Annotated in this window: 22 protein-coding genes; 12 read left to right on the forward strand and 10 right to left on the reverse strand. The window is 69.8% G+C overall.

Annotation, left to right across the window (positions count from 1 at the left end):
* Positions 1–30: 30 nt before the first annotated feature.
* The 5 genes from HPS36_RS10270 to HPS36_RS10290 form a co-directional block, all read right to left on the reverse strand.
* Entirely contained in the window at positions 31–615 is a 585-nt protein-coding gene (locus HPS36_RS10270; RefSeq protein ID WP_173230065.1) for a methyltransferase family protein, read from the reverse strand.
* 79 nt (positions 616–694) lie between these two features.
* Entirely contained in the window at positions 695–1,087 is a 393-nt protein-coding gene (locus HPS36_RS10275) for a CopG family ribbon-helix-helix protein (protein ID WP_053770881.1), read from the reverse strand.
* A gap of 174 nt (positions 1,088–1,261) precedes the next feature.
* Positions 1,262–2,422, reverse strand: a complete 1,161-nt coding sequence (locus HPS36_RS10280; RefSeq protein WP_173230066.1) for an acyl-CoA dehydrogenase family protein — start codon at positions 2,420–2,422, stop codon at positions 1,262–1,264.
* A 179-nt stretch (positions 2,423–2,601) separates the two neighbouring features.
* Positions 2,602–3,822, reverse strand: a complete 1,221-nt coding sequence (locus HPS36_RS10285) for a mandelate racemase/muconate lactonizing enzyme family protein (protein WP_173230067.1) — start codon at positions 3,820–3,822, stop codon at positions 2,602–2,604.
* Between the two features lie 21 nt (positions 3,823–3,843).
* On the reverse strand, positions 3,844–4,953 hold the full coding sequence (locus tag HPS36_RS10290) for a mandelate racemase/muconate lactonizing enzyme family protein (RefSeq protein WP_173230068.1): 1,110 nt from the start codon (positions 4,951–4,953) through the stop codon (positions 3,844–3,846).
* Between the two features lie 120 nt (positions 4,954–5,073).
* Here HPS36_RS10290 and HPS36_RS10295 point away from each other — a divergent pair, with 120 nt between their 5' ends.
* The 8 genes from HPS36_RS10295 (at position 5,074) to HPS36_RS10330 (ending at position 12,616) form a co-directional block, all read left to right on the forward strand.
* Positions 5,074–6,393, forward strand: a complete 1,320-nt coding sequence (locus tag HPS36_RS10295) for a DUF362 domain-containing protein (RefSeq protein ID WP_173230069.1) — start codon at positions 5,074–5,076, stop codon at positions 6,391–6,393.
* A gap of 121 nt (positions 6,394–6,514) precedes the next feature.
* Positions 6,515–7,303 carry an SDR family oxidoreductase gene (locus tag HPS36_RS10300; RefSeq protein WP_173230070.1) on the forward strand — a complete coding sequence of 263 codons (789 nt, stop codon included), beginning with the start codon at positions 6,515–6,517 and terminating at the stop codon, positions 7,301–7,303.
* Complete coding sequence (locus tag HPS36_RS10305) at positions 7,300–7,647, forward strand: cupin domain-containing protein (RefSeq protein ID WP_173230071.1); 348 nt, start codon at positions 7,300–7,302, stop codon at positions 7,645–7,647. Before HPS36_RS10300 ends, HPS36_RS10305 begins: the two co-directional genes overlap by 4 nt.
* A gap of 7 nt (positions 7,648–7,654) precedes the next feature.
* A complete protein-coding gene (locus tag HPS36_RS10310) occupies positions 7,655–8,476 on the forward strand; it encodes a fumarylacetoacetate hydrolase family protein (protein ID WP_173230072.1) in 822 nt (273 codons plus the stop codon).
* Between the two features lie 51 nt (positions 8,477–8,527).
* Positions 8,528–8,956 (forward strand): universal stress protein, encoded by a 429-nt coding sequence (locus HPS36_RS10315; RefSeq protein ID WP_121562692.1) that lies wholly within the window; start codon positions 8,528–8,530, stop codon positions 8,954–8,956.
* Positions 8,957–9,129: 173 nt separating this feature from the next.
* Complete coding sequence (locus HPS36_RS10320) at positions 9,130–10,239, forward strand: TAXI family TRAP transporter solute-binding subunit (protein ID WP_173230073.1); 1,110 nt, start codon at positions 9,130–9,132, stop codon at positions 10,237–10,239.
* 155 nt (positions 10,240–10,394) lie between these two features.
* On the forward strand, positions 10,395–12,386 hold the full coding sequence (locus HPS36_RS10325) for a TRAP transporter permease (RefSeq protein ID WP_137717788.1): 1,992 nt from the start codon (positions 10,395–10,397) through the stop codon (positions 12,384–12,386).
* Entirely contained in the window at positions 12,383–12,616 is a 234-nt protein-coding gene (locus HPS36_RS10330) for a hypothetical protein (protein ID WP_053770891.1), read from the forward strand. The genes HPS36_RS10325 and HPS36_RS10330 overlap by 4 nt, the downstream gene beginning before the upstream one ends.
* Before the next feature lie 238 nt (positions 12,617–12,854).
* On the opposite strand, the gene HPS36_RS10335 is transcribed toward HPS36_RS10330, so the two are convergent.
* Together HPS36_RS10335 and HPS36_RS10340 are read right to left on the reverse strand one after the other, a co-directional pair.
* Entirely contained in the window at positions 12,855–13,772 is a 918-nt protein-coding gene (locus HPS36_RS10335) for a heavy-metal-associated domain-containing protein (RefSeq protein ID WP_173230074.1), read from the reverse strand.
* Positions 13,773–13,855: 83 nt separating this feature from the next.
* Entirely contained in the window at positions 13,856–14,725 is an 870-nt protein-coding gene (locus HPS36_RS10340; RefSeq protein ID WP_173230075.1) for a CheF family chemotaxis protein, read from the reverse strand.
* A gap of 232 nt (positions 14,726–14,957) precedes the next feature.
* Between HPS36_RS10340 and fer the strand changes: the two genes are divergently transcribed.
* From fer to HPS36_RS10355, 3 genes are all read left to right on the forward strand, one after another.
* Complete coding sequence (gene fer / locus HPS36_RS10345) at positions 14,958–15,347, forward strand: ferredoxin Fer (RefSeq protein ID WP_049931604.1); 390 nt, start codon at positions 14,958–14,960, stop codon at positions 15,345–15,347.
* A 208-nt stretch (positions 15,348–15,555) separates the two neighbouring features.
* A complete protein-coding gene (locus tag HPS36_RS10350; RefSeq protein ID WP_137717785.1) occupies positions 15,556–15,930 on the forward strand; it encodes an Htur_1727 family rSAM-partnered candidate RiPP in 375 nt (124 codons plus the stop codon).
* On the forward strand, positions 15,927–17,162 hold the full coding sequence (locus HPS36_RS10355) for a TIGR04347 family pseudo-SAM/SPASM protein (RefSeq protein WP_173230076.1): 1,236 nt from the start codon (positions 15,927–15,929) through the stop codon (positions 17,160–17,162). Before HPS36_RS10350 ends, HPS36_RS10355 begins: the two co-directional genes overlap by 4 nt.
* A 19-nt stretch (positions 17,163–17,181) precedes the next feature.
* On the opposite strand, the gene HPS36_RS10360 is transcribed toward HPS36_RS10355, so the two are convergent.
* From HPS36_RS10360 to HPS36_RS10370, 3 genes are all read right to left on the reverse strand, one after another.
* Complete coding sequence (locus HPS36_RS10360) at positions 17,182–17,349, reverse strand: hypothetical protein (RefSeq protein ID WP_158598853.1); 168 nt, start codon at positions 17,347–17,349, stop codon at positions 17,182–17,184.
* A gap of 69 nt (positions 17,350–17,418) precedes the next feature.
* A complete protein-coding gene (locus tag HPS36_RS10365) occupies positions 17,419–18,027 on the reverse strand; it encodes a helix-turn-helix domain-containing protein (RefSeq protein WP_121562685.1) in 609 nt (202 codons plus the stop codon).
* 130 nt (positions 18,028–18,157) lie between these two features.
* On the reverse strand, positions 18,158–19,201 hold the full coding sequence (locus tag HPS36_RS10370) for a disk-shape morphogenesis protein volactin (protein ID WP_173230077.1): 1,044 nt from the start codon (positions 19,199–19,201) through the stop codon (positions 18,158–18,160).
* 146 nt (positions 19,202–19,347) lie between these two features.
* On the opposite strand from HPS36_RS10370, the gene HPS36_RS10375 reads away from it, so the two are divergent.
* The gene (locus HPS36_RS10375) at positions 19,348–20,181 is read left to right on the forward strand and encodes a geranylgeranylglycerol-phosphate geranylgeranyltransferase (RefSeq protein WP_173230078.1); all 834 of its coding nucleotides are present in this window, start codon (positions 19,348–19,350) and stop codon (positions 20,179–20,181) included.
* Positions 20,182–20,214 lie beyond the last annotated feature (33 nt).

Raw genomic sequence — 20,214 nt, forward strand, 5'->3', positions numbered from 1 at the left:
ATCGTCGCCGCGTCGGAGCGTTCCCGAAATTCAGTCGTCGTCGAGTACGCGCGTAAGCGTCCTGACGCCGACGAATCGGGGGACGCGCTCGCAGTACTCGTCGTAGGCGTCCCCGTAGACGTCGCGGAGCCAGGTCTCCTCGGCGAGCACTTGGAAGACGGAGAAGGCGGCGGTGGCGACGGCGAGCGCGCCGACGAGCGGCGAGTTCGCCAAGACGGCGTACGCCGCGAACAGGAGGACGTAGCCGACGTTCTGCGGGTTCCGGGTGTACCGGTAGAGGCCCTCGGTCCGCAGTTCGTCCTCGCGCCCCTCGGTCGCGGCCTCGCCGAGGTCGACGGCGGACCTGTTGAGAACCGCGAACGCGATCAGCACGCCGACGGCGCCGACGCCGAGATGCCACGGGGCCGCGAGCGGGCCGGCGTTCCAGTCGAGGACGCCGGTTGCGAACACCGCGGGCAACAGCGGGCGGCTGAACGCGAGGTAGAGGCGGCGCTTCCGGTCGTCGTCGCCCGCGGGCCAGAGCCGACGCTCGGGCGCGAGCAGGGAGACGACCATCAGCGCCGAGAGCCCGAGGAGACAGCCCGCCGCGACGGCGAATGCGATGAGACCGAGCATCGAGTCTAGTTGCCGAACCGACAGGTATCAACCCCACGGTCCGGCCGGTTTCGCGTCGGGCGGCCCGGGAAATCCGAGGTCAGTCGCCGTCGCGGATCATCATCACCTTCACGCGGCGGACTGCGTCGAAGTCGCGGAGCCGATAGGTCAGTTCGCGGACGCGCGCGGCGTCGCCGCGGCAGAACAGCGATTCGAGACACCACTCGCCCTGGTGGGTGTGGCTCGTGTTGAGGATGACGTCCTGGTACTCGTGTTGGACGCCGTGGAGCTCCCGGATCACCTCGTGGTGACGGTAGTCGAACCCGAGGAGCGCGACGACCTCGCCCGCCGTGTCTTCGAGCCGCGCGTGCGACTCGACGTACTCCCGCATCGCCTCTCGGACCGCCCGCGACCGGTTCTCGATCCCCTCGTCCCGCCACGTCCGGTCGAACTCCTCGATCAGCCCCTCGGGGACGTTGAAACTGGTTCTCATCACCTCGTCGTCGGACCCGCGGGCAAAAGAGGGTCGGTATGCCGGTCCGCTCACCTAGGTACCACCGACCGCGACGCTCTCCCGTCGGCGACGGTCCCGCTCGACGGGGTCCGTCCGGACGGCTCGCTCGTCGAATTCGTCGAAGATAGGTCGGACGGCGGGGGGCGGGCCGAGTTACTGGTACGCCTGCATCCCGGTGAGGTCCTCACCGAGGATCAGGGTGTGGATGTCGTGGGTGCCCTCGTAGGTGTACACCGTCTCCATGTTCGCCATGTGGCGCATCGGCGAGTAGTCGGCGGTGATCCCGTTGCCGCCGAGCATCTCCCGGGCGATCCGCGACTGGTCGCGGGCCATCCGCACGTTGTTGCGCTTGGCCATCGAGACGTGCTGCGGCCGCATCTCGCCGGCCTCTTTGAGGTCAGCGAGCCGGTGGGCGAGCAGCTGGGCGAGCGTGATCTGGGTCGCCATCTCCGCGAGCTTCTCCTGTTGCATCTGGAAGCCGCCGATCGGCTTCCCGAACTGCTCGCGGTCGGTGGCGTACTCGCGCGCGACCTCGAAGCAGTCCTGCGCGGCGCCGACCGCGCCCCACGCGATGCCGTAGCGGGCCTGCGTCAGACACGACAGCGGGCCCTTCATGCCCTCGACGCCGGGGAGGCGGTTCTCGGCCGGGACGCGGACGTTCTGGAGGCTGATCTCGCCCGTGATCGACGCCCGGAGGCTGAGCTTCTCGTCGATCTTGTTGGTCGTGACGCCGTCGCGGTCGGTCTCGACGAGGAAGCCGCGGACCGGCGTTCCCTCCTCGCCGTGGTCCTTCGCCCACACGACCGCGACGTCGGCGATCGGGGAGTTCGTGATCCACGTCTTCGAGCCGTTCAGGACGTACTCGTCGCCGTCCGGCTCGGCCATCGTCTCCATCGCGGAGGGGTTCGACCCGTGCTCCGGCTCCGTGAGCCCGAAGCAGCCGACCGCGTCGCCGGTGCCGAGCCGCGGGAGCCACTCCTCCTTCTGCTCGTCGCTGCCGAAGGCGTGGATCGGGTACATCACCAAGGCGCCCTGGACGCTCGCCATCGAGCGGAGCCCGGAGTCGCACGCCTCCAGCTCGCGCATCAGCAGGCCGTACGCCGTCTCGCTGACGCCCGGCAGGCCGTACCCGTCGAGGTTCGGCGCGTAAAAGCCCATCTCGCCCATCTTCGGGATGAGTTCCGTGGGGAACGTGCCCTCGATCCAGTGGTCTCCCATGTCGGGGACTTCCCCGTCGACGAACGACCGCGCGGAGTCGACGAGCAGCCGCTCCTCCTCTGACAGCGTCGACTCCATGTCGAAGTAATCCAGCATACGATCGCTTGCGATCCCAAGGATAAATAAGTATAGTTGTGTCCGCTCAGCGACCAAAACCGCCGATTTCGCCGTCGGGTGAGCCGGGCGCGACGCCGAAATCGCCGCCGGGCAGAGGCCGCGGCAGCGGGCCGGCGACCGCCCGGGACCTCAGTCGGCGGGCGACCCCTCGCGGCGCCTCAGTCCCAGCCGTCCGTCCCGTCGAGCAGGTGCTCCTCGACGACGGCCTCGTCGACTTCGATCCCGAGCCCGGGCGCCTCCGGGACCTCGATGCGGCCGTCCTCGATCAGCGGCTCGTCGCGCGCCAGCAGGTCGTCCCACCAGTCGACCTCCAGCGCGTGGTACTCCAGCAGGTCGAAGTTCGGCGTGGCGGCGCCGAGGTGGACGCAGGCCATCGTCCCGACCGGGCTACAGACGTTGTGCGGGGACAGCGGCATGTAGTTCTCCTCCGCGCGGTCGGCGATCCGCATCGTCTCCGTGAGCCCGCCGACGGTCGTCGGGTCGGGGGTGACGATGTCGACGCCGTGGTCGTAGATCAGATCCGACAGCTCGAACACGCGGAAGCGATTCTCGCCGGTCGCGACCGGCGTCCGGGTCGCCTTCGTCACCTCCTTTTGCGCCTCCATGTTCTCGGGCGGGACGAGGTCTTCGAGCCACATCAGGTCGAACGCCTCCAACTCGTGGGCGAGCCGCTTCGCGCTCTCGACGGAGTAGTCCCAGTGGCAGTCGAACGCGAGGTCGACGTCGTACCCGATCTCGTCGCGCACGGCCGCGACGATCTCCTTTTTCTCCCGGATCGCCGCGTTCGTCAGGCGCCCGTTGTACGGGTCGTTCTCGTTGTCCGCGGGGAGGTCGAGGTCGAACTTCAGCGCGGAGAAGCCCATGTCGGTGACGCGCGCGGCCTCGGCGGCGTACGCCTCGGGCGAGTACGCCTCGGCGTCGGCGTAGGCGGTCGCGCCGTCCTCCACCGCGTACGCCTCGCCGGCGTGGCAGTCGCAGTAGAGCCGGACCTCGTCGCGGTACTTCGAGCCGAGCAGCTGGTAGACCGGGAGCCCGAGGATCTTCCCGGCGGCGTCTAAGAGCGCGATCTCGATGCCCGACGCCGCGGTGACGACCTTCCCGGTCGTGCCGCCGTGGCCCGACATCTCCTGGAAGATGTACCGCACGAGCCGCCCCACGTCGAGCGGGTTCTCGCCGACGAGGAACCGGTTCGTGTACTCGACGAGCTCTGGGATCCCGCCGCCGCGGTACGCCTCGCCGATGCCGGTGACCCCGGCGTCGGTCTCAACCTTGATCAGGTTCCACTCGAAGTTCCCCTCGACGACGCAGGCGTCGAGGCCGGTGATCTGTACGTCTCGGTCCGGGTCGCGGGTGTCGATCTGGTCTGAGTAGTCTCGCATGTGTGGTGATGTGTCTCGCAGTCAGTCGTCTCTGAACCGCTCCAGCGCGTCTTCGTCGAGCGGGACGCCGTGGCCGGGGCGGTCGGGCAGGTCGATCCGCCCGTCGTCGCCGGGTTTCAGGGGGTCGGCGACCACGTCGTCGAACGCCTTCACGTCCATGTCGCGGTAGAAGTACTCCACCCAGAGGCCGTTCTCGACGGCGCCGAGCAGGGAGGCGTGGAGGTTCCAGTTGTAGTGGGGCGCGATCTGAATGTCGTACGCCGAGGCGTGGTTCGCGATCTTCAGCCACTCCGTGATCCCGCCGCAGACGGTGGCGTCGGGCTGGAGGATCGTCGCCGCGCCGCTGTCGGCGAGCCGGGCGAAGCTGTGTCGCGTCCCCTCCAACTCGCCGGTGGCGACCGGGTAGTCGAGCCCGTCGTTCACCTCGGCCATCGTGTCAACGCGGTCGATCATCACCGGCTCCTCGACGAAGTACGGGTCGTACGGCGCGAACGCCCGGCAGTTGCGGAGCGCCTCGGTGCTGGACTCCCAGACGCCGTTGGCGTCGAGCAGCAGGGTGCGGTCGTCGCCGATCTCGTCGCGCACGGCGGCGACGCGCTCGGCCTCCTCGGCGGCCGACAGGCGGCCGACCTTCATCTTCACGGCGTCGTGCCCCTCGTCGAGGTAGCGCCGCATCTCGCCGCGGAGCGCCTCGTGGCCCTTGTCGTCGCGGTAGTAGCCGCCGCTGGCGTACGAGGGGACCGACTCCGAGTGCCCGCCGAGCAGCTTGTGGAGGGGCATGTCCGCGGCCTTCGCCTTCACGTCCCAGAGCGCGATGTCGACCGTCGAGATGGCGCGCAGGAAGAGCCCGCTCCGCCCGATCTGGACGTTCCCCTCGTACATCTCGTGCCACAGGCGCTCGGTGTCGCGGGGGTCCTCGCCGACGAGCAGGGGTTCCAGCAGCGACTCGACCGCGTCGGCGATGAGCCCCGCCCCCTCGTACCCCAGCGAGTAGCCGACCCCCTCGTGGCCGGTGTCCGTCCGCACGTACGTGATCGCGTGGTCCCGGTAGGTGAGCGTCCGGTTGGAGAAGGAGACGGGGGACTCCAGCGGCAGCTTGATCGGAAACGACTCGACTTCGGTTATCTGCATGCGTGGTGCGGCGTCACACGGGTACAAGTAGACCGCTGTATCGGCAATGCTCACGGCACCGCCGCCCCGACCCCGACCGGCCACCGGCAGCTTTTGTATCGGCGCCGCGAGGGGCCCCGTATGGAGTTCCCCGAGCGAGCCGATGTCGACGGACTCATCGACCCGCAGCCGCTCCCGGAGTTCGCGCGGGTGCGGTACGAGCCGCGCACGGAGCGCCTCGACGACCCCGTCGGGGCGGCCCGGGAGTCGCTCGACGCGCTCGACCTCGACGGCCTCCCCGCGGGCGCGACCGTGGCGGTCGGGGTGGGCAGCCGCGGGATCGATCGCATCGACGAGGTCGCGGCTGGGATCGTCGACCGCCTCGACGAGCGCGGCTTCGACCCGGTCGTCGTGCCCGCGATGGGCAGCCACGGCGGCGCGACGCCCGAGGGGCAGCGCGAGGTGCTGGCGGCGCTCGGGATCACCGAGGAGAGCGTCGGCGCGCCGATCGACGCGCGCATGGCGGCGGCGGAGCTGGCGACGGCGTCCGTCGGCGACGCCGAGACGCCGGTGTACTTCGCCGAGACGGCGCTCGAAGCGGACGCGGTGCTCGTCGTGAACCGCGTGAAGGCCCACACCAACTTCACCGGGCCGATCGAGAGCGGGCTCGCGAAGATGACCGTCGTCGGGCTCGGCAAGCAGCGCGGCGCGAAGGCGTTCCACTCGACGGCGATCGCCGAGGGCTACGTCGAGACGCTGACGGCGGCGCTCGACGTCATCGAGGAGGAGACCCCGATCGTCGGCGGCGTCGCGCTCGTCGAGAACTTCGAGGAGGAGATCGGTCACGTCGAGGGCGTCCCGGCGGGCTCGTTCCTCGACCGCGAGCCGGCGCTGTTAGAGCGCGCCTACGAGGAGATGCCGACGCTGCCGGTCGACGACGTCGACCTGCTGATCGTCGACGAGATCGGGAAGGAGATCTCGGGCGCCGGCATGGACACGAACGTCATCGGTCGCTACCGCGTCCTCAACGCGCCCGACCCGGAGACGCCCGACATCGACCTCATCTACGTCCGGGGCCTGACCGAGGCGACGAAGGGGAACGGCAACGGGATCGGGCTGGCGGACCTCACCCGGCGGGCCGCGGTCGACCAGCTGGACCTGAAGAAGACGTACGCGAACGCGCTCACGAGCGGCTCGCTCGCGAAGTCGAAGCTCCCCGTGGTCGCGCCGGACGACGAGTTCGCGCTCCGGACCGCGGCGGCCGCGCTGGGGGCGTACGACCCCGAGACCGCCCGGATCGTGTGGATCCGGAACACGCAGGAGCTCGGCGAGTTCCGGGTCTCCGACGCCGTAGTCGATGATCTCCCCGAGGCCGCGGTCGTGACCGACCGCGAAACCGTAGCGTTCGACGCGGGGACGGCGGCGTTCGAGCCGGCGGCCGACGGCGACGCGGACGCGTAGCGGTCGCGTCGGTCGATCGAATCCCCTCGTCTCGCCCGGTCGAACCCGCCGCGTCGTCGCCTGAGACCGCCCGGTTGCCTGTAGGCAAACGTTTTCACGCCGCACTCGGGATGGGTGAGACATGGACCTACAGATCGACGGGAACGCGGCGCTCGTCACCGCATCGTCCAGCGGGCTCGGCAAGGCATCGGCGAAGGTGCTCGCCCGCGAGGGCGTCGACGTCGTCATCAACGGCCGCGACGAGGAGCGGCTGGCGGACGCGAAAGACGAGGTCGAGGCCGTTGCGGCCGGCGAGGTCGTCGCCCACTCGGCTGACCTGACCGACGCGGACGAGGTCGCGGCGCTCGTGGAGGCGACCGTCGATGAGTTCGGCACGATCGACCACCTCGTGACGAGCGCCGGTGGCCCGCCCTCCGGCGCGTTCCTCGACACGGACGACGAGGACTGGCAGCACGCCTACGACCTGCTCGTGATGAGCGTCGTCCGACTGGCGCGGGAGTCGTACCCGTACCTCAAGGAGGGCGACGGCGGCACCATCGTCAACGTCACCTCCCGCAGCGTCAAGGAGGCCATCGACAGCCTCGTGCTGTCGAACTCCGTGCGGATGAGCGTCATCGGCTTGGAGAAGACCCTCTCGAAGGAGTTCGCCCCGGAGGTACGCGCGAACGCCGTCCTCCCGGGCCCCCACGAGACGAGCCGGATCCGGGACCTCGTCGAGGCCGCCGTCGAGCGCGGCGACTACGACTCCTACGAGGAGGGGCTCGACGACTGGGCGCAGAACCCGCTCGAACGCATCGGCGACCCGATGGAGCTCGGCAACACGGTCGCGTTCCTCTCGTCGCCGAAGTCCGGGTACGTCAACGGCACCGCCCTCCCGATCGACGGCGGCTCCACCGGAGCGAACCTATGAAGCCGGTGGCGTTCGACGAGGCGGAGACGTACGAGCCCGACGAGGGCTGGCGCCGCGTCTCGATGGCGGGCAGCAACCGGTTCTCCTTCGAGTGGTTCGAGAAGCCGCCGGGCCACAGCTCCCCGATGCACGACCACGAGAACGAGCAGGTCTGCCTCTGCCTGAAGGGCGAGCTCACCGTCGTCTCCGAGGACGACGAGGTCACGCTTCAGAAGAACGACTCCGTCCTGCTGGAGGCCAACGAGCCCCACAGGGTCGAGAACACCGGTGACGAGCGCGCGGTCGGCCTCGACGTGTTCGCGCCCGGGCGCTCGTTCGATTTCTGGACGGACCGGGAGGAGTGATCGGTCGATGAAGTACCTCGCGCGCACGGCGACCGGCGAGCCGCTCCTCGGCGACGACGAGGGGTACGTTCCGCTCGGCGCCGTCGAGCCCGACCTGGGCAGCGTCCGAGCGGCGCTCCCGCGGGCGGCCGCCGGTGGCCTTGGAGACCCGGCCGACGCGCCGGCGGCCCCCGTCCCGGCAGCGGACGTGTCGTTCGGCGCGCCCCTGGAGGCGTTCGGGAAGCTCTGGGGGATCGGCCTGAACTACGAGGAGCACGCCGGCGACCTCGACGAGCAGCGCCCCGACGAGCCGGCGAGCTTCATGAAGCCGCGGTCGGTCCTGACGGGGCCCGGCGGCCCGATCCGGCTGCCTCCGGAGTCGCAGAGCGAGCGAGTGACAGCCGAGGCCGAGCTGGCGGTCGTGATGGGGCGGACGTGTCGGAACGTCGCCGAGGGCGACGTCGACGACGTGGTCGCCGGCTTCCTCCCCGTGATCGACATGACCGCCGAGGACGTGCTCCAGCGGAACCCGCGGTTCCTCACGCGGGCGAAGAGCTACGACACGTTCCTCGTCCCCGGCGCCGCGCTCGCGGTGCCGGAGGCCCCCGTCGACCTGGAGGGGCTCTCCGTGCGGACGGAGGTCAACGGGGAGGTGCGGGCCGAAAACGAGATCCGGAACATGCTGTTCCCGCCGGCGGAGATCGTCTCGTTCCACTCCGACGTGATGACGCTGGAGCCCGGCGACCTGTTCAGCACCGGGACGCCCGGCGCGGCGCCCATCTATCCCGGCGACGAGGTGCGGGCGGTCGTCGAGTCGATCGGGTCCGTCACCGCGCCGGTGACGCGGTAGGCCGGCGAGCCGGCAGCTACTTTTATTACCTGCTTTCGGGTAGTGGCGGGTATGTACCGGGTACTGCTGCCGGTCGGCGGAGAGTCCGAACACGCGCCGGCCGCCGCGGACGCGGTCGCGTCGCTCCCGAACGCCGCCGAGGAGGTCGAGGCGGTGCTGCTCAACGTCTACGAGGGGTTCGAGGTCAGCGGCGAGGGCGGCCGCGTCGACTCCGAGGACGTGTGGAACGAGGAGAACTTCCCCGAGGCCGTCGCGGCCGTCGAGGCGCGCTTGGAGGAGGCCGGGGTGGCGACGTCGAAGCGGCGCGAACACGGCGACCCCGCGGAGACGATCATCGAGGTCGCCGAGGAGCTTGACGTCGACAACATCACGATGAGCGGGCGGCGGCGGAGCCCGACCGGCAAGATGCTGTTCGGGAGCACGACGCAGTCGGTGCTGCTCGCGGCCGACCGACCGGTGACGGTCATCCTCGACGAGTAACCGGCGCCGGTACCGGGATCCCGACCGGTAATCGGATCCGATACCGCCTCCCTCGACGGGTAACCCGTTCCGGCGACGTGTTTGCTGACGACCACTATAATGAATATTTCTTCGGTTTGAACTGAAATAAACAGACACATTGTTAATGATCGACTGGGAGTACTCTGTTGAGTATGTCCGAGAACTCAATCGATCGGCGTAAGTTCCTGTACGGTACCGGCGCGGTAGGCATCACCGGACTCGCCGGCTGTTCCGGCGGCGGGGACGGCGGCGACGGGGGAGACGGCTCCGACGGCGGCGACGGCATGGACGGCGGAGACGGCGGCGACGGCGGCAGCCAGGACCTCTCGCTGCGCGTCGGCACGTCGGCCGGCGGGACGCAGGACGTCGGCCTGGCGGTCGAGCGCGCGGTGAGCCAGGAGAGCGACACGCTGAGCTACTCGACCATCGAGAGCCCGGGATACATCGGGACGATCCGCCGGATGGCGAACGACCAGTTCAACGCCGGCATCACCGACAACAACTCGCTGTCGAAGGCGCTCAGCGAGACGGGCGCGTTCGCGGAACAGCCCGTCGAGCGCATCCCGCAGTACGGCTTCTACGCGTTCCCGTACAGCATCTACGTCATCGCCCGCGACGGCACGGGGATCGAGACGTTCGACGACCTGGCCGGCGCGAACGTCTACCCGGCCGAGCCGGGGTACTCGACGCGCGCGACGACGCTCGACGTCTGGTCGCAGGACCCGACGGCGGACGTCTTCGATCAGATGAACATCCAGAACATGGGCGTCGACTCCGCGCCCGGCGCGATGGAGGAGGGGACCATCGACGCCAGCATCGCGTACGGGACGCCCGGCGTGCGGTACACCGGCTTCGTCCAGGAGATCGCCTCCCGCGTCGACATCCACTACGTCGAACCGACCGACGCGCTCATCGAGTCCGCCGAGTCGTACGACGGGGCCGGCACCGGCACCACGAGCTACGACGACTGGTCCATCGCGGGCACCGACATCGGCACAGACGAGGTGTTCCACTGGAACCTCGAGGTGAACTACACGTTCAACCCCGAGGCGAACCCGGACGCCGTCTACGAGCTGTGCCGCGTCGTCGACGAGCACAACGACACCGTCAACGAGGGCGAGGCGCAGTTCAACGACTTCGAGTCGACCTCCGACATGCTCGGCTCCGCCCGCGAGAACATCCCGGTCCACCGCGGCGCCGTCCAGTACTACCGGGACAACGACGCCTGGGACGACAGCCTGACCGAAGGCGAAAGCCCCTAATCGGTCGGTAACCGGGCTTTCCTCTCCGTTCGCCGCGGTGTACCGATCAGTAATTTAAAATCATCGAATACGTAACCGACAACTCAGACACCAACTATGACACTATCACTCACGTCCGGGCGACCGACCAGCCGCTCTGCGGTACAGCCGCGCCAATGAGTACGGAAACGGCCTCGACGGACTCCGAGTCCGGACTCCTTCGGGGACTCGACGTCACCGTCACGGGGGCGGCGCTGCTGTTCTGGGCCGGCGTCCTCTACTGGGCGCAGACACAGGCGATCTCGCAGGTGCGGTTCGCGACCGCGTTCGTCGGCGGCATCCTGACCGTGTACGCGCTCAACGAGACGCGGCTCGCCATCTCGGACGGCGACTGGATCGACGGCGCCGTGCTGATCCCCGCGTCGCTCGCGCTGATGACCGCGTCGGCGTTCTTCGCGATCAACTTCCAGGACGTGTACCTCCAGCGGCAGGGGTACGCGCTCGAACACGAGTACATGCTCGCGCGGCTCGTGATCCTCTCGCTGATGTACCTCACGTGGCGCGAGTTCGGCAACGTGTTCCTCGGGCTCGTCTTCGCCGTGTTCGGGTACGCGATGTTCGGGAACCTCGTCCCCGGCGTGTTGGGCCACGCGGGGATGAACCAGGCGACGCTGCTCCAGGCGACGGTCACGGACCTGTACGGGTTCTACGGGAGCCTGACGCAGATCACGGCCTCGTGGATCGCGCCGTTCCTGCTGTACGCCGGGCTGCTGTTCGCGTACGGCGCGTTCGACCTGATCCTGCGCGTCGCCATCGTCGCCGCGAAGTACATCGAGTCGGGCATCGCCCAGACCGCGGTGCTCTCCTCGGCGGTCATCGGCTCGATCAACGGGTCGTACACCGCCAACGCCGCGATGACGGGGTCGTTCACCATCCCGACGATGCAGGAGGCCGGGATGAAGGGCCACCGCGCGGCGGGCATCGAGGCGGTCGCGTCCACCTCCGGGCAGGTGCTGCCGCCGGTGATGGGGGCGTCCGCGTTCGTGATGGCGTCGTACCTCGGGGTGCCGTACCTCGACATCGTCGTCGCCGGCCTCGTCCCGGCCGCCATCCTGGTCGTCTCCATCTCCATCGCGGTCCACTACCTCGCCATCTCGGACTCCAGCAGCCAGGACATGGAGTTCTCCGAGTTCTTCGACGAGACGCTCTCGACCGAGAAGAAGGTGTTCGAGGCCATCCGGTTCGGCGTCCCGTTCGGGATCCTCATCTACCTGCTCGGCATCGCGCAGTACACCGTGATGACCTCCGCGCTGTACACGGTGGTCGCGATGATGATCACGGGGACGCTCATGCCGCCGCTCCAGCGGGTCGTCGACAGCTCGGGCGTCAGCCCGGTCAGCGAACTCGTCACGCAGGTGAAAAACACCGTTCACGGGATCCGCCGTGGCGCGATCATCCTGGCGCCCATCGCGATCATCCTCGTCGTCATCAGCGGTGTCGTGAACCTCTTCAGCACCACGGGGATCCCGGCGAAGATCGCGCTGCTGCTCATCAACATCTCGGGCGGCGTGCTGCTGTTCGCGGTGCTGCTCGGGATGGGGGTCGCCATCCTGATGGGAGTCGGCATGCCGACCGTGGCCGCCTACGTCATCGTGGCCATCCTCATCGTCCCGACCTTCGTCTCCGACTTCAACGTCCCGGCGATCACCGCCCACTACACGATGTTCTACGCGGCGATCCTCGCGGGGATCACGCCGCCGGTGGCCACCGCGGCGGTGATAGCCGCGGGGATCGCGGAGGCGAACTTCTGGCGGACCTGCGGGGCGGCGATCCGGATCGCCGCGCCGCTTTTTATCCTGCCGGTCGCGTTCGTCTACAACCCCGGCCTGATCTCGATGGACGTGGGGCTGAACACGCTGTACGTCGGGCTGCTCGTCCTGCTCGGCGCGGTGACGATCATCTACGGGCTGAACTACCCGTTCAAAATGCGCCCCGGTCGGAAGCTCGGCGCGCGAGCCCTGCTCGCGACGCTCGGCGTGCTGATCATGGTGTACCCGAGCAACGCCGCGAAGATCGCCGGCATCGCGGTCTTCGCGGCCGTGTTCGTCGCGGAGAAGGTGATGATCCGCGGTCTCACGCTGCCGTTCGGCAGGGGGGCGAGCCAATGAGCGACGACGACTCCCCCGAGGCGGTCGCCGAGCAGTCGGCACAGCAGGCCGGCGGGCTCGACGAGATCATTCCGGAGCCGCTGCTGCCGGTGTGGAACCAGGTGGAGAAGGTCCAGGCGTTCCGCCGGACGCACGGCTCGAAGTACGTCGGCGCGCTCGAACTGCTCACCGCGCTCGCGCTCACCGGCGGCTACGTCTGGTGGCTGCTCATCTACCTCGAACTGCTGTGAGGCCGCGGGCGGCCCCCGGCCGCCGCGACTATTCTCTTTCGTTCCCGTTCAAGCGCCCGCCGCGACGCTGCCCTTGACCCGTCGACAGTGATTGCCTCCGCTCGTCGAACGGCCGTCCGTCACGTCCGCTCGCTCGCACGGGCGGGACGCTCCCGAGCGTGCGCGAGAAACGGGTAACCGTCGGACAACGCGAGGGCGAGAACCTACCGCGAGGGAAACGCCGCGGGCGCGAACCGCGTCAGCGACCGCCGTCGGTCATCGCGACCGGCTCGTCGGCGTCGACGTCGGCCGGCGCCTCCGCCGCCGCGTCGTCGCTCGACGCGGGGTCGGTCGCGGCGTCGGTGACGCCGAACTCCGTCCAGAGCGTGGCGACGACGACCGCGTACGCGACGAGGTCGTAGTGGACCGCGCCCTCGACGCCGGCGAACGCGACCAGCGTGCTGTACCCGTAGAGGGCGGCGACGCCCCCGACGAACGCGGCCTCGTTGGTGAACCGCCCGTCGCGCGCCGCGGCGACCGCGCGGCGGATCGCGGGCGCGCAGGCGACGAGGAACGCGAGCCCGGACAGCGCGCCGAGGTTCACGAAGAAGTGAGTCGTCATCGAGGAGTCGAGGATCGACTGGAGGTACTGGACCGTCACGGGGTCGTAGAACAGCCACTCCACCCGGGTCGGGTACAGCACCGCGATGTACGGCGTCGCGACCATCAGCCCGAAGAGGACCGCGACCGCGACGCGGGCCGACGCGAACTGCGCGGCCCGCCGCGCCTCGAACGCCTCGTCGCCGGGCGCGACGACGAGCCCGCACTCCGCCAACACCTCGCGGAGCGCCTCGCGCGACACCGACGGGTCGTGGTGGACGCCGACCGTCCCGTTGCGCCGGGTCGCCGAGGCGGCGCTGACGCCGTCGACGTCGCGGAGGACCGCCTCCACCAGCCCCTCGCGCCGGTCGGTGTCGATCCCCTCGACGGAGAACGTGTCGTGGTCGTGGTCCGCCGGCACGCGGGCGACCCGGGGGCCCGATCCGGCGGCGTCGCCCGCGGGCGCCTCGTCCCCGGGCGGGCCGCGCTCCCCGGCCGCGTCGGGGGCGTCGATTCCGCGTTCGCGGACCACGGCGTCGAGCGGCGTCTCGCCGCCGCGGTGGTCGTTGTCTCGCATGAGAGGTACCTACGGTTACACAAGCATGAAACTTCCCCCCGCGGGGGCGGCGCGTTCGGCGGCCGACGCGCCGGAGACGCGCGTCAGGCGTTCACCGATTCGAGGTAGGTGCTCACGATCATCTGCCCCTTCCGGGTGAGCGCGGCCCCGCTCTCGCCGTCGGCGACGAGGTCGGCCTCCCGGAGCGTGTCGAGGATCATCGAGGTCTGGGTGACGTCGCCCGTGACCACGTCGGCGATGTTCGCCTCGCCGCCGGCGGAGTAGATCGACACGAGGATCTCCAGCTGCTCTTCGGTCGGGTCGAACGAGTCGAGGTCCTTCATGGCCTCGTCGTACTCGATCTTGATGTACCGGCCGAGGATGTTGAGCGCCCGCTCATTCGGGACGGTCGCGATAGACGTGACCGTCTGTCCGTCGGTGACGTGGCGGAAGACGAGCGCCGGGCGCTTCGTGCCGCCGAGGGTGCGGTCGGTCCGCTCGTAGTCGATCACGGCGGAGAGGTCGACGACGAACGGCTCGGGGCAGTCCCCGAACCGTATCTCGCCGGGCGACACTGACACCGAGGCGCGGTGGTCGCCCGCGTCGGTGACGCGCCCGCCGACCTTCGCGGGGTGCCGCACGGTGACGGTGACGTTCCGCAACAACACCTTGAACAGGAGCCGGACGAACCGGTCCATGTCCTCGGCCTCGCCCTCCACGAGCGCCGAGCGCCGCGACCCGTCGCGGTCGTACGCGACGGTGACGCTGTCGTTGAAGAACGAGCGCAGGTCGCCCGGGACGCTCCCGACGACGACGTCGAACACCCGCGAGAGCGGGATCGTCTCCTTCCCGTCGTCCGTCGCGAGGACCATTCGCCGCTGGCTCAACAGGACGCGACCCGTCACCGGTTCGTCGGTCCCGAAACTCGCCGCGTGGACGCGGCCGACGAAGTCGGCGACGACGGACTCCTCCATCGGTGTTTCCTGAGCGCCGTACGCTATTTATTGTTACTCACCCCGTATCAGTCGTGATAACGATCTGTCACCCGAGCGCCGCGGGCCGCCGATCGAGCGGGTCGGATCGGGGGATCGGAGGGGCGAGACTCGCCGGACCGGACCGAATTTGTTCGGTCGACGGCGCCCGGCGTCGGGGCGGTCGGCTGGGGAACAGCAAAGCCTAATGAGGTGGGCACCAAACCGGCAGGTGATGCCCACAGTAGAATACCTCAACTACGAAGTGCTCGACGACCACGGCTGGTCGATGGACGACGACAACCTCTTCGAGGAGGCCGCCGACGCGGGCCTCGACGAGGAGGACTACGGCACCCTCGAAGTGAACCAGGGCGAATACATCCTCGAATCGGCCGAGGCGCAGGGCTACGACTGGCCCTTCTCGTGCCGCGCCGGCGCCTGTGCGAACTGCGCGTCCATCGTCAAGGAGGGCGACATCGAGATGGACATGCAGCAGATCCTCTCCGACGAGGAGGTCGAGGAGAAGAACGTCCGCCTCACCTGTATCGGTAGCCCGGCCACCGACGAGGTCAAGATCGTCTACAACGCGAAACACCTCGACTACCTGCAGAACCGCGTCATCTGATCGGCTCTCTCCTGTGGTGACAGGCCGTTCTCACGCGGGACCGCGCCGCTCGCGGTCCTCGCATCTCTCGCCGCTCCGCCAGCGACCGCGCCGCCCGCCGTGGACGGTTCCGGTCCGGTGACCGAGCGCCGCCCGAACCTGTTCGGGCGAATTTCGCGGCCGTGAGAACGCGCGAAACCCCGTTCGGGGGACCGTCCGTACGGGGGGTATGGTCGAGAAGACGGACCGAACCGAGGACGCGAACGGGCCGCGGTCGGCCGACGGTCGCCGGTTCGAGGTGTTCGTCCGCGAGGCGGAGTCGGACCCGCTCCGCCACGTCGGCACCGTCGCCGCGCCGACGCCGGACGTCGCTCACGAGGAGGCGAGCAAGCTCTTCGCGTGGTACGCCCGCGACGTGTGGGTGTGTCCGGCTGCGGAGGTGTCCCGGTACTCCGCGGAATCGCTCGCGGCCGACGCGGACGGAACGGACGACGAGGCCGCCGACGCGGACGAACCGCGCGTCTACGAGGAGACCGAGGGGACGCCGACCGCCTCCCGCGCCGGCGCGCCCGCGGTCGACGCCGACGAGGAGGGGTCGCAATGATCTCCGTCAGCAAACTCCTCTGCGGGCTCGACGCCGAGAGCGACGGACTTCGATACGACGCGGCCGACGACTCCGAGGAGTCGCAGATCACGGAGGAGAAACAGCGCCGGCCGGTCGTCGTCTGGAACACCACGAAGCGGTGTAACCTCTACTGCGAGCACTGCTACGCGGGCGCCGACGCCGAGGGCGCCCCGAACGAGCTCTCCACCGCGGAGGGGAAGGCGCTCATCGACGACCTCGCCGAGTTCGGCGTCCCCGTCCTCCTGTTCTCCGGCGGCGAGCCCCTCGTCCGCGAGGACCTGCCCGAGCTGATCGCCTACGCCGACGACAGCGGGATCCGGCCCGTCCTCTCGACGAACGGCACGCTCCTCACCCGGGACCGCGCCCGGGAGCTGAAGGAGGCCGGGCTCAAGTACGCCGGCGTCTCCGTCGACGGGCTCCCCGAGCGCAACGACCGCATCCGCGGCGAGGAGGGCGCGTTCGACGCCGCGGTCCGCGGCATCGAGGCCTGCCTCGACGTGGGGCTCAAGACGGGCCTGCGGTACACGATCACCGAGCACAACGTCGACGACCTCGCGGGCGTCGTCGACCTCCTCGTCGACGTGGGCGTCGACCGCTTCTGCTTCTACCACCTCGACTACGGCGGCCGCGGCGCCGACATCTCGAACGTCGACCTCTCGCCGGAGGCGACCCGGCAGGCCGTCGCCGACCTCTGTGACCTCACCCGCGAGTACCACGCGGCCGGCGAGGAGATAGAGACGCTGCTCGTCGGCAACTACGCCGACGCCGGCCACCTCGTCGAGTACGCCGACCGCGAGATGGGGACCGACCGCGCGCGGCTCATCTACCGGTACCTCGAACGCAACGGCGGCGACCCGACCGGCGAGCGCGTCGCCGACGTCGACCCCGTCGGCAACGTCCACCTCACGCAGTTCTGGCAGGGGTACTCGCCCGGCAACGTCCGCGACCGCTCGTTCGGCGCGATCTGGTCCGACGAGTCGAATCTGCTCCTCGCCGGGCTCCGCGAGCGCGAGGACCGCCTCACCGGCCGCTGCGCCGACTGCGCGTACCAGTCGATCTGCCGCGGCGGGTCGCGGCTCCGCGCGCTCTCGGCGCACGGCGACCCGTTCGCCCCCGACCCGAAGTGCTACCTCACCGAGGCCGAGCGCGCCGGCGACGAGGCGCTCGCCCGGATCGACGCCGCCGACCGGTCCGCGCCCGCCGACGACTGAGGCGCTCGCCCGGCGGCGCTCATTCCCGCTCCTCGCCCGCGCCCTCGGCGTCTCCCCCCGTCCCGTACTTCGCCGAGAAGCGCTCCGCGGGCACCTCGCCGCGGGCGACGCCGATGGCGTCGCGCACGAGTTCGAGCGTGGCGTCGTCTCGGACCGGCTCGACGGCCGGCGGGTCCTCGTCGTCCATGTCCGGACCGAGGGGTCGGCGAGGCCTCCGCCTCCCGCTTTACCGGTGTACCGTTTCAAGAGCGACCGCTCACCGCTCGGCGCCGTCGAAGACGTCCGTCACCAGCTTCGCCTGCGCGGTGCGGAGCCGCTGGGAGAGCGCGGACTTGCTGATCTCTAGCTCGTCGGCCAACTCGCTCAGGCGCACGTCCCGGTCGTCGTCGAAGTAGCCGCGGACGACCGCGAGTTCGAGCCCGCGCCGCTGTTTCGGCGTCAGCGCGGAGAGGTCGAAGGTGACCTGTTCGGTCGCGTCCGGGCCCTCCACGACCGCCAGCCGCACGAGCCGCACGCGGTCGACGACCTCGCGGAGCTCCCCGACCAACCGGCGGACCGCGTCGCGGTCGTCGACGTAGGTCGTGACGAGGACCGTCCCGTCCTCGACGCGGCGGAAGTGCGGGACGCAGCCGAGCCGCCCGAACGCGTGACAGAGGCAGTCCTCGTCGACTTCGCCGGTCCCGCGGCGAACGTCGCCGTCCGGCGTCGTCACGTCGACCACGCACTCGTCGCCGACCGCGTTGACCGCCACCTCGGCGGCCTCGTCGGCCTCGGCGACGATCGGACAGCCGCGGTCGCCGCTCGGGTCGACGTCGAGGTCGACCCGCAGGCGGCGGTCACCCTCGGCGCCGGCGGCGTCGGACATGTCAGTCGCTACGGACGGCGTCGGTTTCAGCTTTCGGCGGATTCCCGGGATCCGGCGCCGCGCTCGGTCAGTTTCAAAAAGGGTCGGCGTCGGGGTCGCGGTCGCGTCGGAGGCGCGGGTGGGTCGCGCCTCAGTCCTCGGACTCGGGGGCGGCCTCCTCGGCGGCCGGCTCGCTCCCGCCGGCCGACTCCTCTTCGCCCTCCTCGGAGCGCGCGGCGACGAGCGCCCCGCTGGCGACGCTGTACATCGGCTCCTCGGCGGAGCGCACGCCGCTGATCGAGAACGGGATGTTCGCGTCCGCGAGGTGGTCGGCGAACAGGTCCTCGAAGCCGTTCGGGCTGGAGGTGCCGCCGGTGACGACGACGGGCACGTCGAGGCCCTCCTCGACGTCCTCCTCGTCGACCTCGCGCGTGATGTTCTCGATGACGTAGTCGAGCAGGTTCTCGTAGTAGATGGCGAGGGCGCCCTCGACGCCGCCGACGTCGGTGCGGAAGTCGAGCTCGAAGTCGTCCTCCTTGATGCTCGTCACCTTGTCGACGGGCGTGCCCGTCGCCTGCGCGGTCTGCTCGTCGACCCAGTCGCCGCCGCGGGCGATGGAGAACTTCATCACGGGCACCGCGTAGTAGGCGAGACAGACGTTGGTCATCCCCGCGCCGAAGCTGATCCCGAGGCCGGTGAAGTTGTTGTCGGCCAGCTCGGAGTAGATGACCGCCATCCCCTCGTTGATCGGCTCGGGGTCGTACCCCATGTCGCCGAGCATCGACTCGAGGGTCTTCTCGTGGTACAGCGTCGTGAGCGGCGAGTCGATGGGGTCCGCCGGGCTGGAGTAGAACAGGCGCTCGTTCGGCTTCGAGGGCTCGCCGACCACCTGTTCGGTGATCAGCTTGATCATCGGGATGGCCGAGGCCTCCTCGCTGGAGAGGATGCCGTGTTGCATCGGCCGCCGGGTCTCCTTGTTGAAGATGTTCGCGAAGTTCAAGGCGTCGTCGCCGACGACGTACACCTTGTCGTCCTTGCGGATGTGGAGGACCTCGCTGCGCGAGAGCATCTGCTCGGCCATGTCGCTGTACTCGATCTCGACGAACGAGTTCCGCTGCTGTACGAACACCGTCTCCGCGCCTTCCTGTCGTCCGGAGAGGATGTTCATCGTGCCGACGTCTAAGCCCTTGGCCATATTCGGGTATTTCATTTCGGACCTGATAAACGTTCGTGGGGGATCGCTCCGACCTCGCTCGCGGCCGGGCGAACACCTTCGGGACGGGGCGCCCCCCGACCGATCCCGCACCGTTTATTCCTCGCGGGCGGGAGTACGCGGACGACGTGCGAGACACGCTCCGCGGTGTGATCGAGCTCGCCCGCCTCGGCAACTGCGTCGCGGCCGGGGTGCTCACGGCCACCGGCGCGTTCGTCGCCGGCGCGAGCGGCGCCGCCGTCCCGACCGCGCTCGCGGCCGCGACGACCGTCTTCGCGGTCGCCGCGGGCAACGCGATCAACGACTACTTCGACCGCGAGATAGACGCCGTCAACCGTCCGGACCGTCCGATCCCGCGCGGCGCCGTCCCGCCGCGGCTCGCGCTCGCGACGGCCGCGACCTGGTTCGCCGTCGCCGTCGCGGCCGCGGTCGCGCTCCCCCCGGCGGCCATCGCCATCGCCGCGGTGAACCTCGTCGCCTTGCTCACCTACACGAGCCTCTTCAAGGGGACGCCCGGCCTCGGCAACGCCCTGGTCGCGTACCTCGTCGGCTCGACGTTCCTGTTCGGCGGCGCCGCGGTCGGGAACCCGCGGGCGGTCCTCGTCCTCGCGGCGCTCGCGGGGCTCTCGACGTTCACGCGCGAGGTGATCAAAGACGTCGAGGACGTGGCCGGCGACCGCGAGGAGGGGCTCGCGACGCTCCCCATCGCGGTCGGCGAGCGCACCGCGCTGTGGATCGGCGCCGCCGCGCTCGTCGCCGCCGTCGCCGTCAGCCCGCTGCCGTACCTCTCCGGGACCCTCGGCGCGGCGTACCTCGCGGTCGTCGCGGTCGCCGACGGGGTCATGCTGTACGCGACCTACGAAGGGTTCGAGGACCCCGCGGCGGCCCAGCGCCGGTTCAAGTACGGCACCTTCCTCGCGGCGGCGGCGTTCGTCGTCGGGCGGGCCGCCGTGGTCGCGTGAGGGAGCCCACGCAGCCATGGTCGCGTGAGACGG

The organism is Halorubrum salinarum (genome assembly GCF_013267195.1).
GTDB classification, from domain to species: domain Archaea; phylum Halobacteriota; class Halobacteria; order Halobacteriales; family Haloferacaceae; genus Halorubrum; species Halorubrum salinarum.

Excerpts from the sequence above, each read along its gene's own strand:
- HPS36_RS10275 (WP_053770881.1), bottom strand. The coding sequence starts at position 1,087 with ATGAGAACCAGTTTCAACGTCCCCGAGGGGCTGATCGAGGAGTTCGAC.
- HPS36_RS10350 (WP_137717785.1), top strand. The coding sequence starts at position 15,556 with ATGGTCGAGAAGACGGACCGAACCGAGGACGCGAACGGGCCGCGGTCG.
- HPS36_RS10340 (WP_173230075.1), bottom strand. The coding sequence starts at position 14,725 with ATGGAGGAGTCCGTCGTCGCCGACTTCGTCGGCCGCGTCCACGCGGCG.
- HPS36_RS10370 (WP_173230077.1), bottom strand. The coding sequence starts at position 19,201 with ATGGCCAAGGGCTTAGACGTCGGCACGATGAACATCCTCTCCGGACGA.
- HPS36_RS10290 (WP_173230068.1), bottom strand. The coding sequence starts at position 4,953 with ATGCAGATAACCGAAGTCGAGTCGTTTCCGATCAAGCTGCCGCTGGAG.
- HPS36_RS10330 (WP_053770891.1), top strand. The coding sequence starts at position 12,383 with ATGAGCGACGACGACTCCCCCGAGGCGGTCGCCGAGCAGTCGGCACAG.
- HPS36_RS10325 (WP_137717788.1), top strand. The coding sequence starts at position 10,395 with ATGAGTACGGAAACGGCCTCGACGGACTCCGAGTCCGGACTCCTTCGG.
- HPS36_RS10320 (WP_173230073.1), top strand. The coding sequence starts at position 9,130 with ATGTCCGAGAACTCAATCGATCGGCGTAAGTTCCTGTACGGTACCGGC.
- HPS36_RS10315 (WP_121562692.1), top strand. The coding sequence starts at position 8,528 with ATGTACCGGGTACTGCTGCCGGTCGGCGGAGAGTCCGAACACGCGCCG.
- HPS36_RS10355 (WP_173230076.1), top strand. The coding sequence starts at position 15,927 with ATGATCTCCGTCAGCAAACTCCTCTGCGGGCTCGACGCCGAGAGCGAC.
- HPS36_RS10365 (WP_121562685.1), bottom strand. The coding sequence starts at position 18,027 with ATGTCCGACGCCGCCGGCGCCGAGGGTGACCGCCGCCTGCGGGTCGAC.
- HPS36_RS10335 (WP_173230074.1), bottom strand. The coding sequence starts at position 13,772 with ATGCGAGACAACGACCACCGCGGCGGCGAGACGCCGCTCGACGCCGTG.
- HPS36_RS10360 (WP_158598853.1), bottom strand. The coding sequence starts at position 17,349 with ATGGACGACGAGGACCCGCCGGCCGTCGAGCCGGTCCGAGACGACGCC.
- fer (WP_049931604.1), top strand. The coding sequence starts at position 14,958 with ATGCCCACAGTAGAATACCTCAACTACGAAGTGCTCGACGACCACGGC.
- HPS36_RS10310 (WP_173230072.1), top strand. The coding sequence starts at position 7,655 with ATGAAGTACCTCGCGCGCACGGCGACCGGCGAGCCGCTCCTCGGCGAC.
- HPS36_RS10280 (WP_173230066.1), bottom strand. The coding sequence starts at position 2,422 with ATGCTGGATTACTTCGACATGGAGTCGACGCTGTCAGAGGAGGAGCGG.
- HPS36_RS10305 (WP_173230071.1), top strand. The coding sequence starts at position 7,300 with ATGAAGCCGGTGGCGTTCGACGAGGCGGAGACGTACGAGCCCGACGAG.
- HPS36_RS10300 (WP_173230070.1), top strand. The coding sequence starts at position 6,515 with ATGGACCTACAGATCGACGGGAACGCGGCGCTCGTCACCGCATCGTCC.
- HPS36_RS10270 (WP_173230065.1), bottom strand. The coding sequence starts at position 615 with ATGCTCGGTCTCATCGCATTCGCCGTCGCGGCGGGCTGTCTCCTCGGG.
- HPS36_RS10295 (WP_173230069.1), top strand. The coding sequence starts at position 5,074 with ATGGAGTTCCCCGAGCGAGCCGATGTCGACGGACTCATCGACCCGCAG.
- HPS36_RS10285 (WP_173230067.1), bottom strand. The coding sequence starts at position 3,822 with ATGCGAGACTACTCAGACCAGATCGACACCCGCGACCCGGACCGAGAC.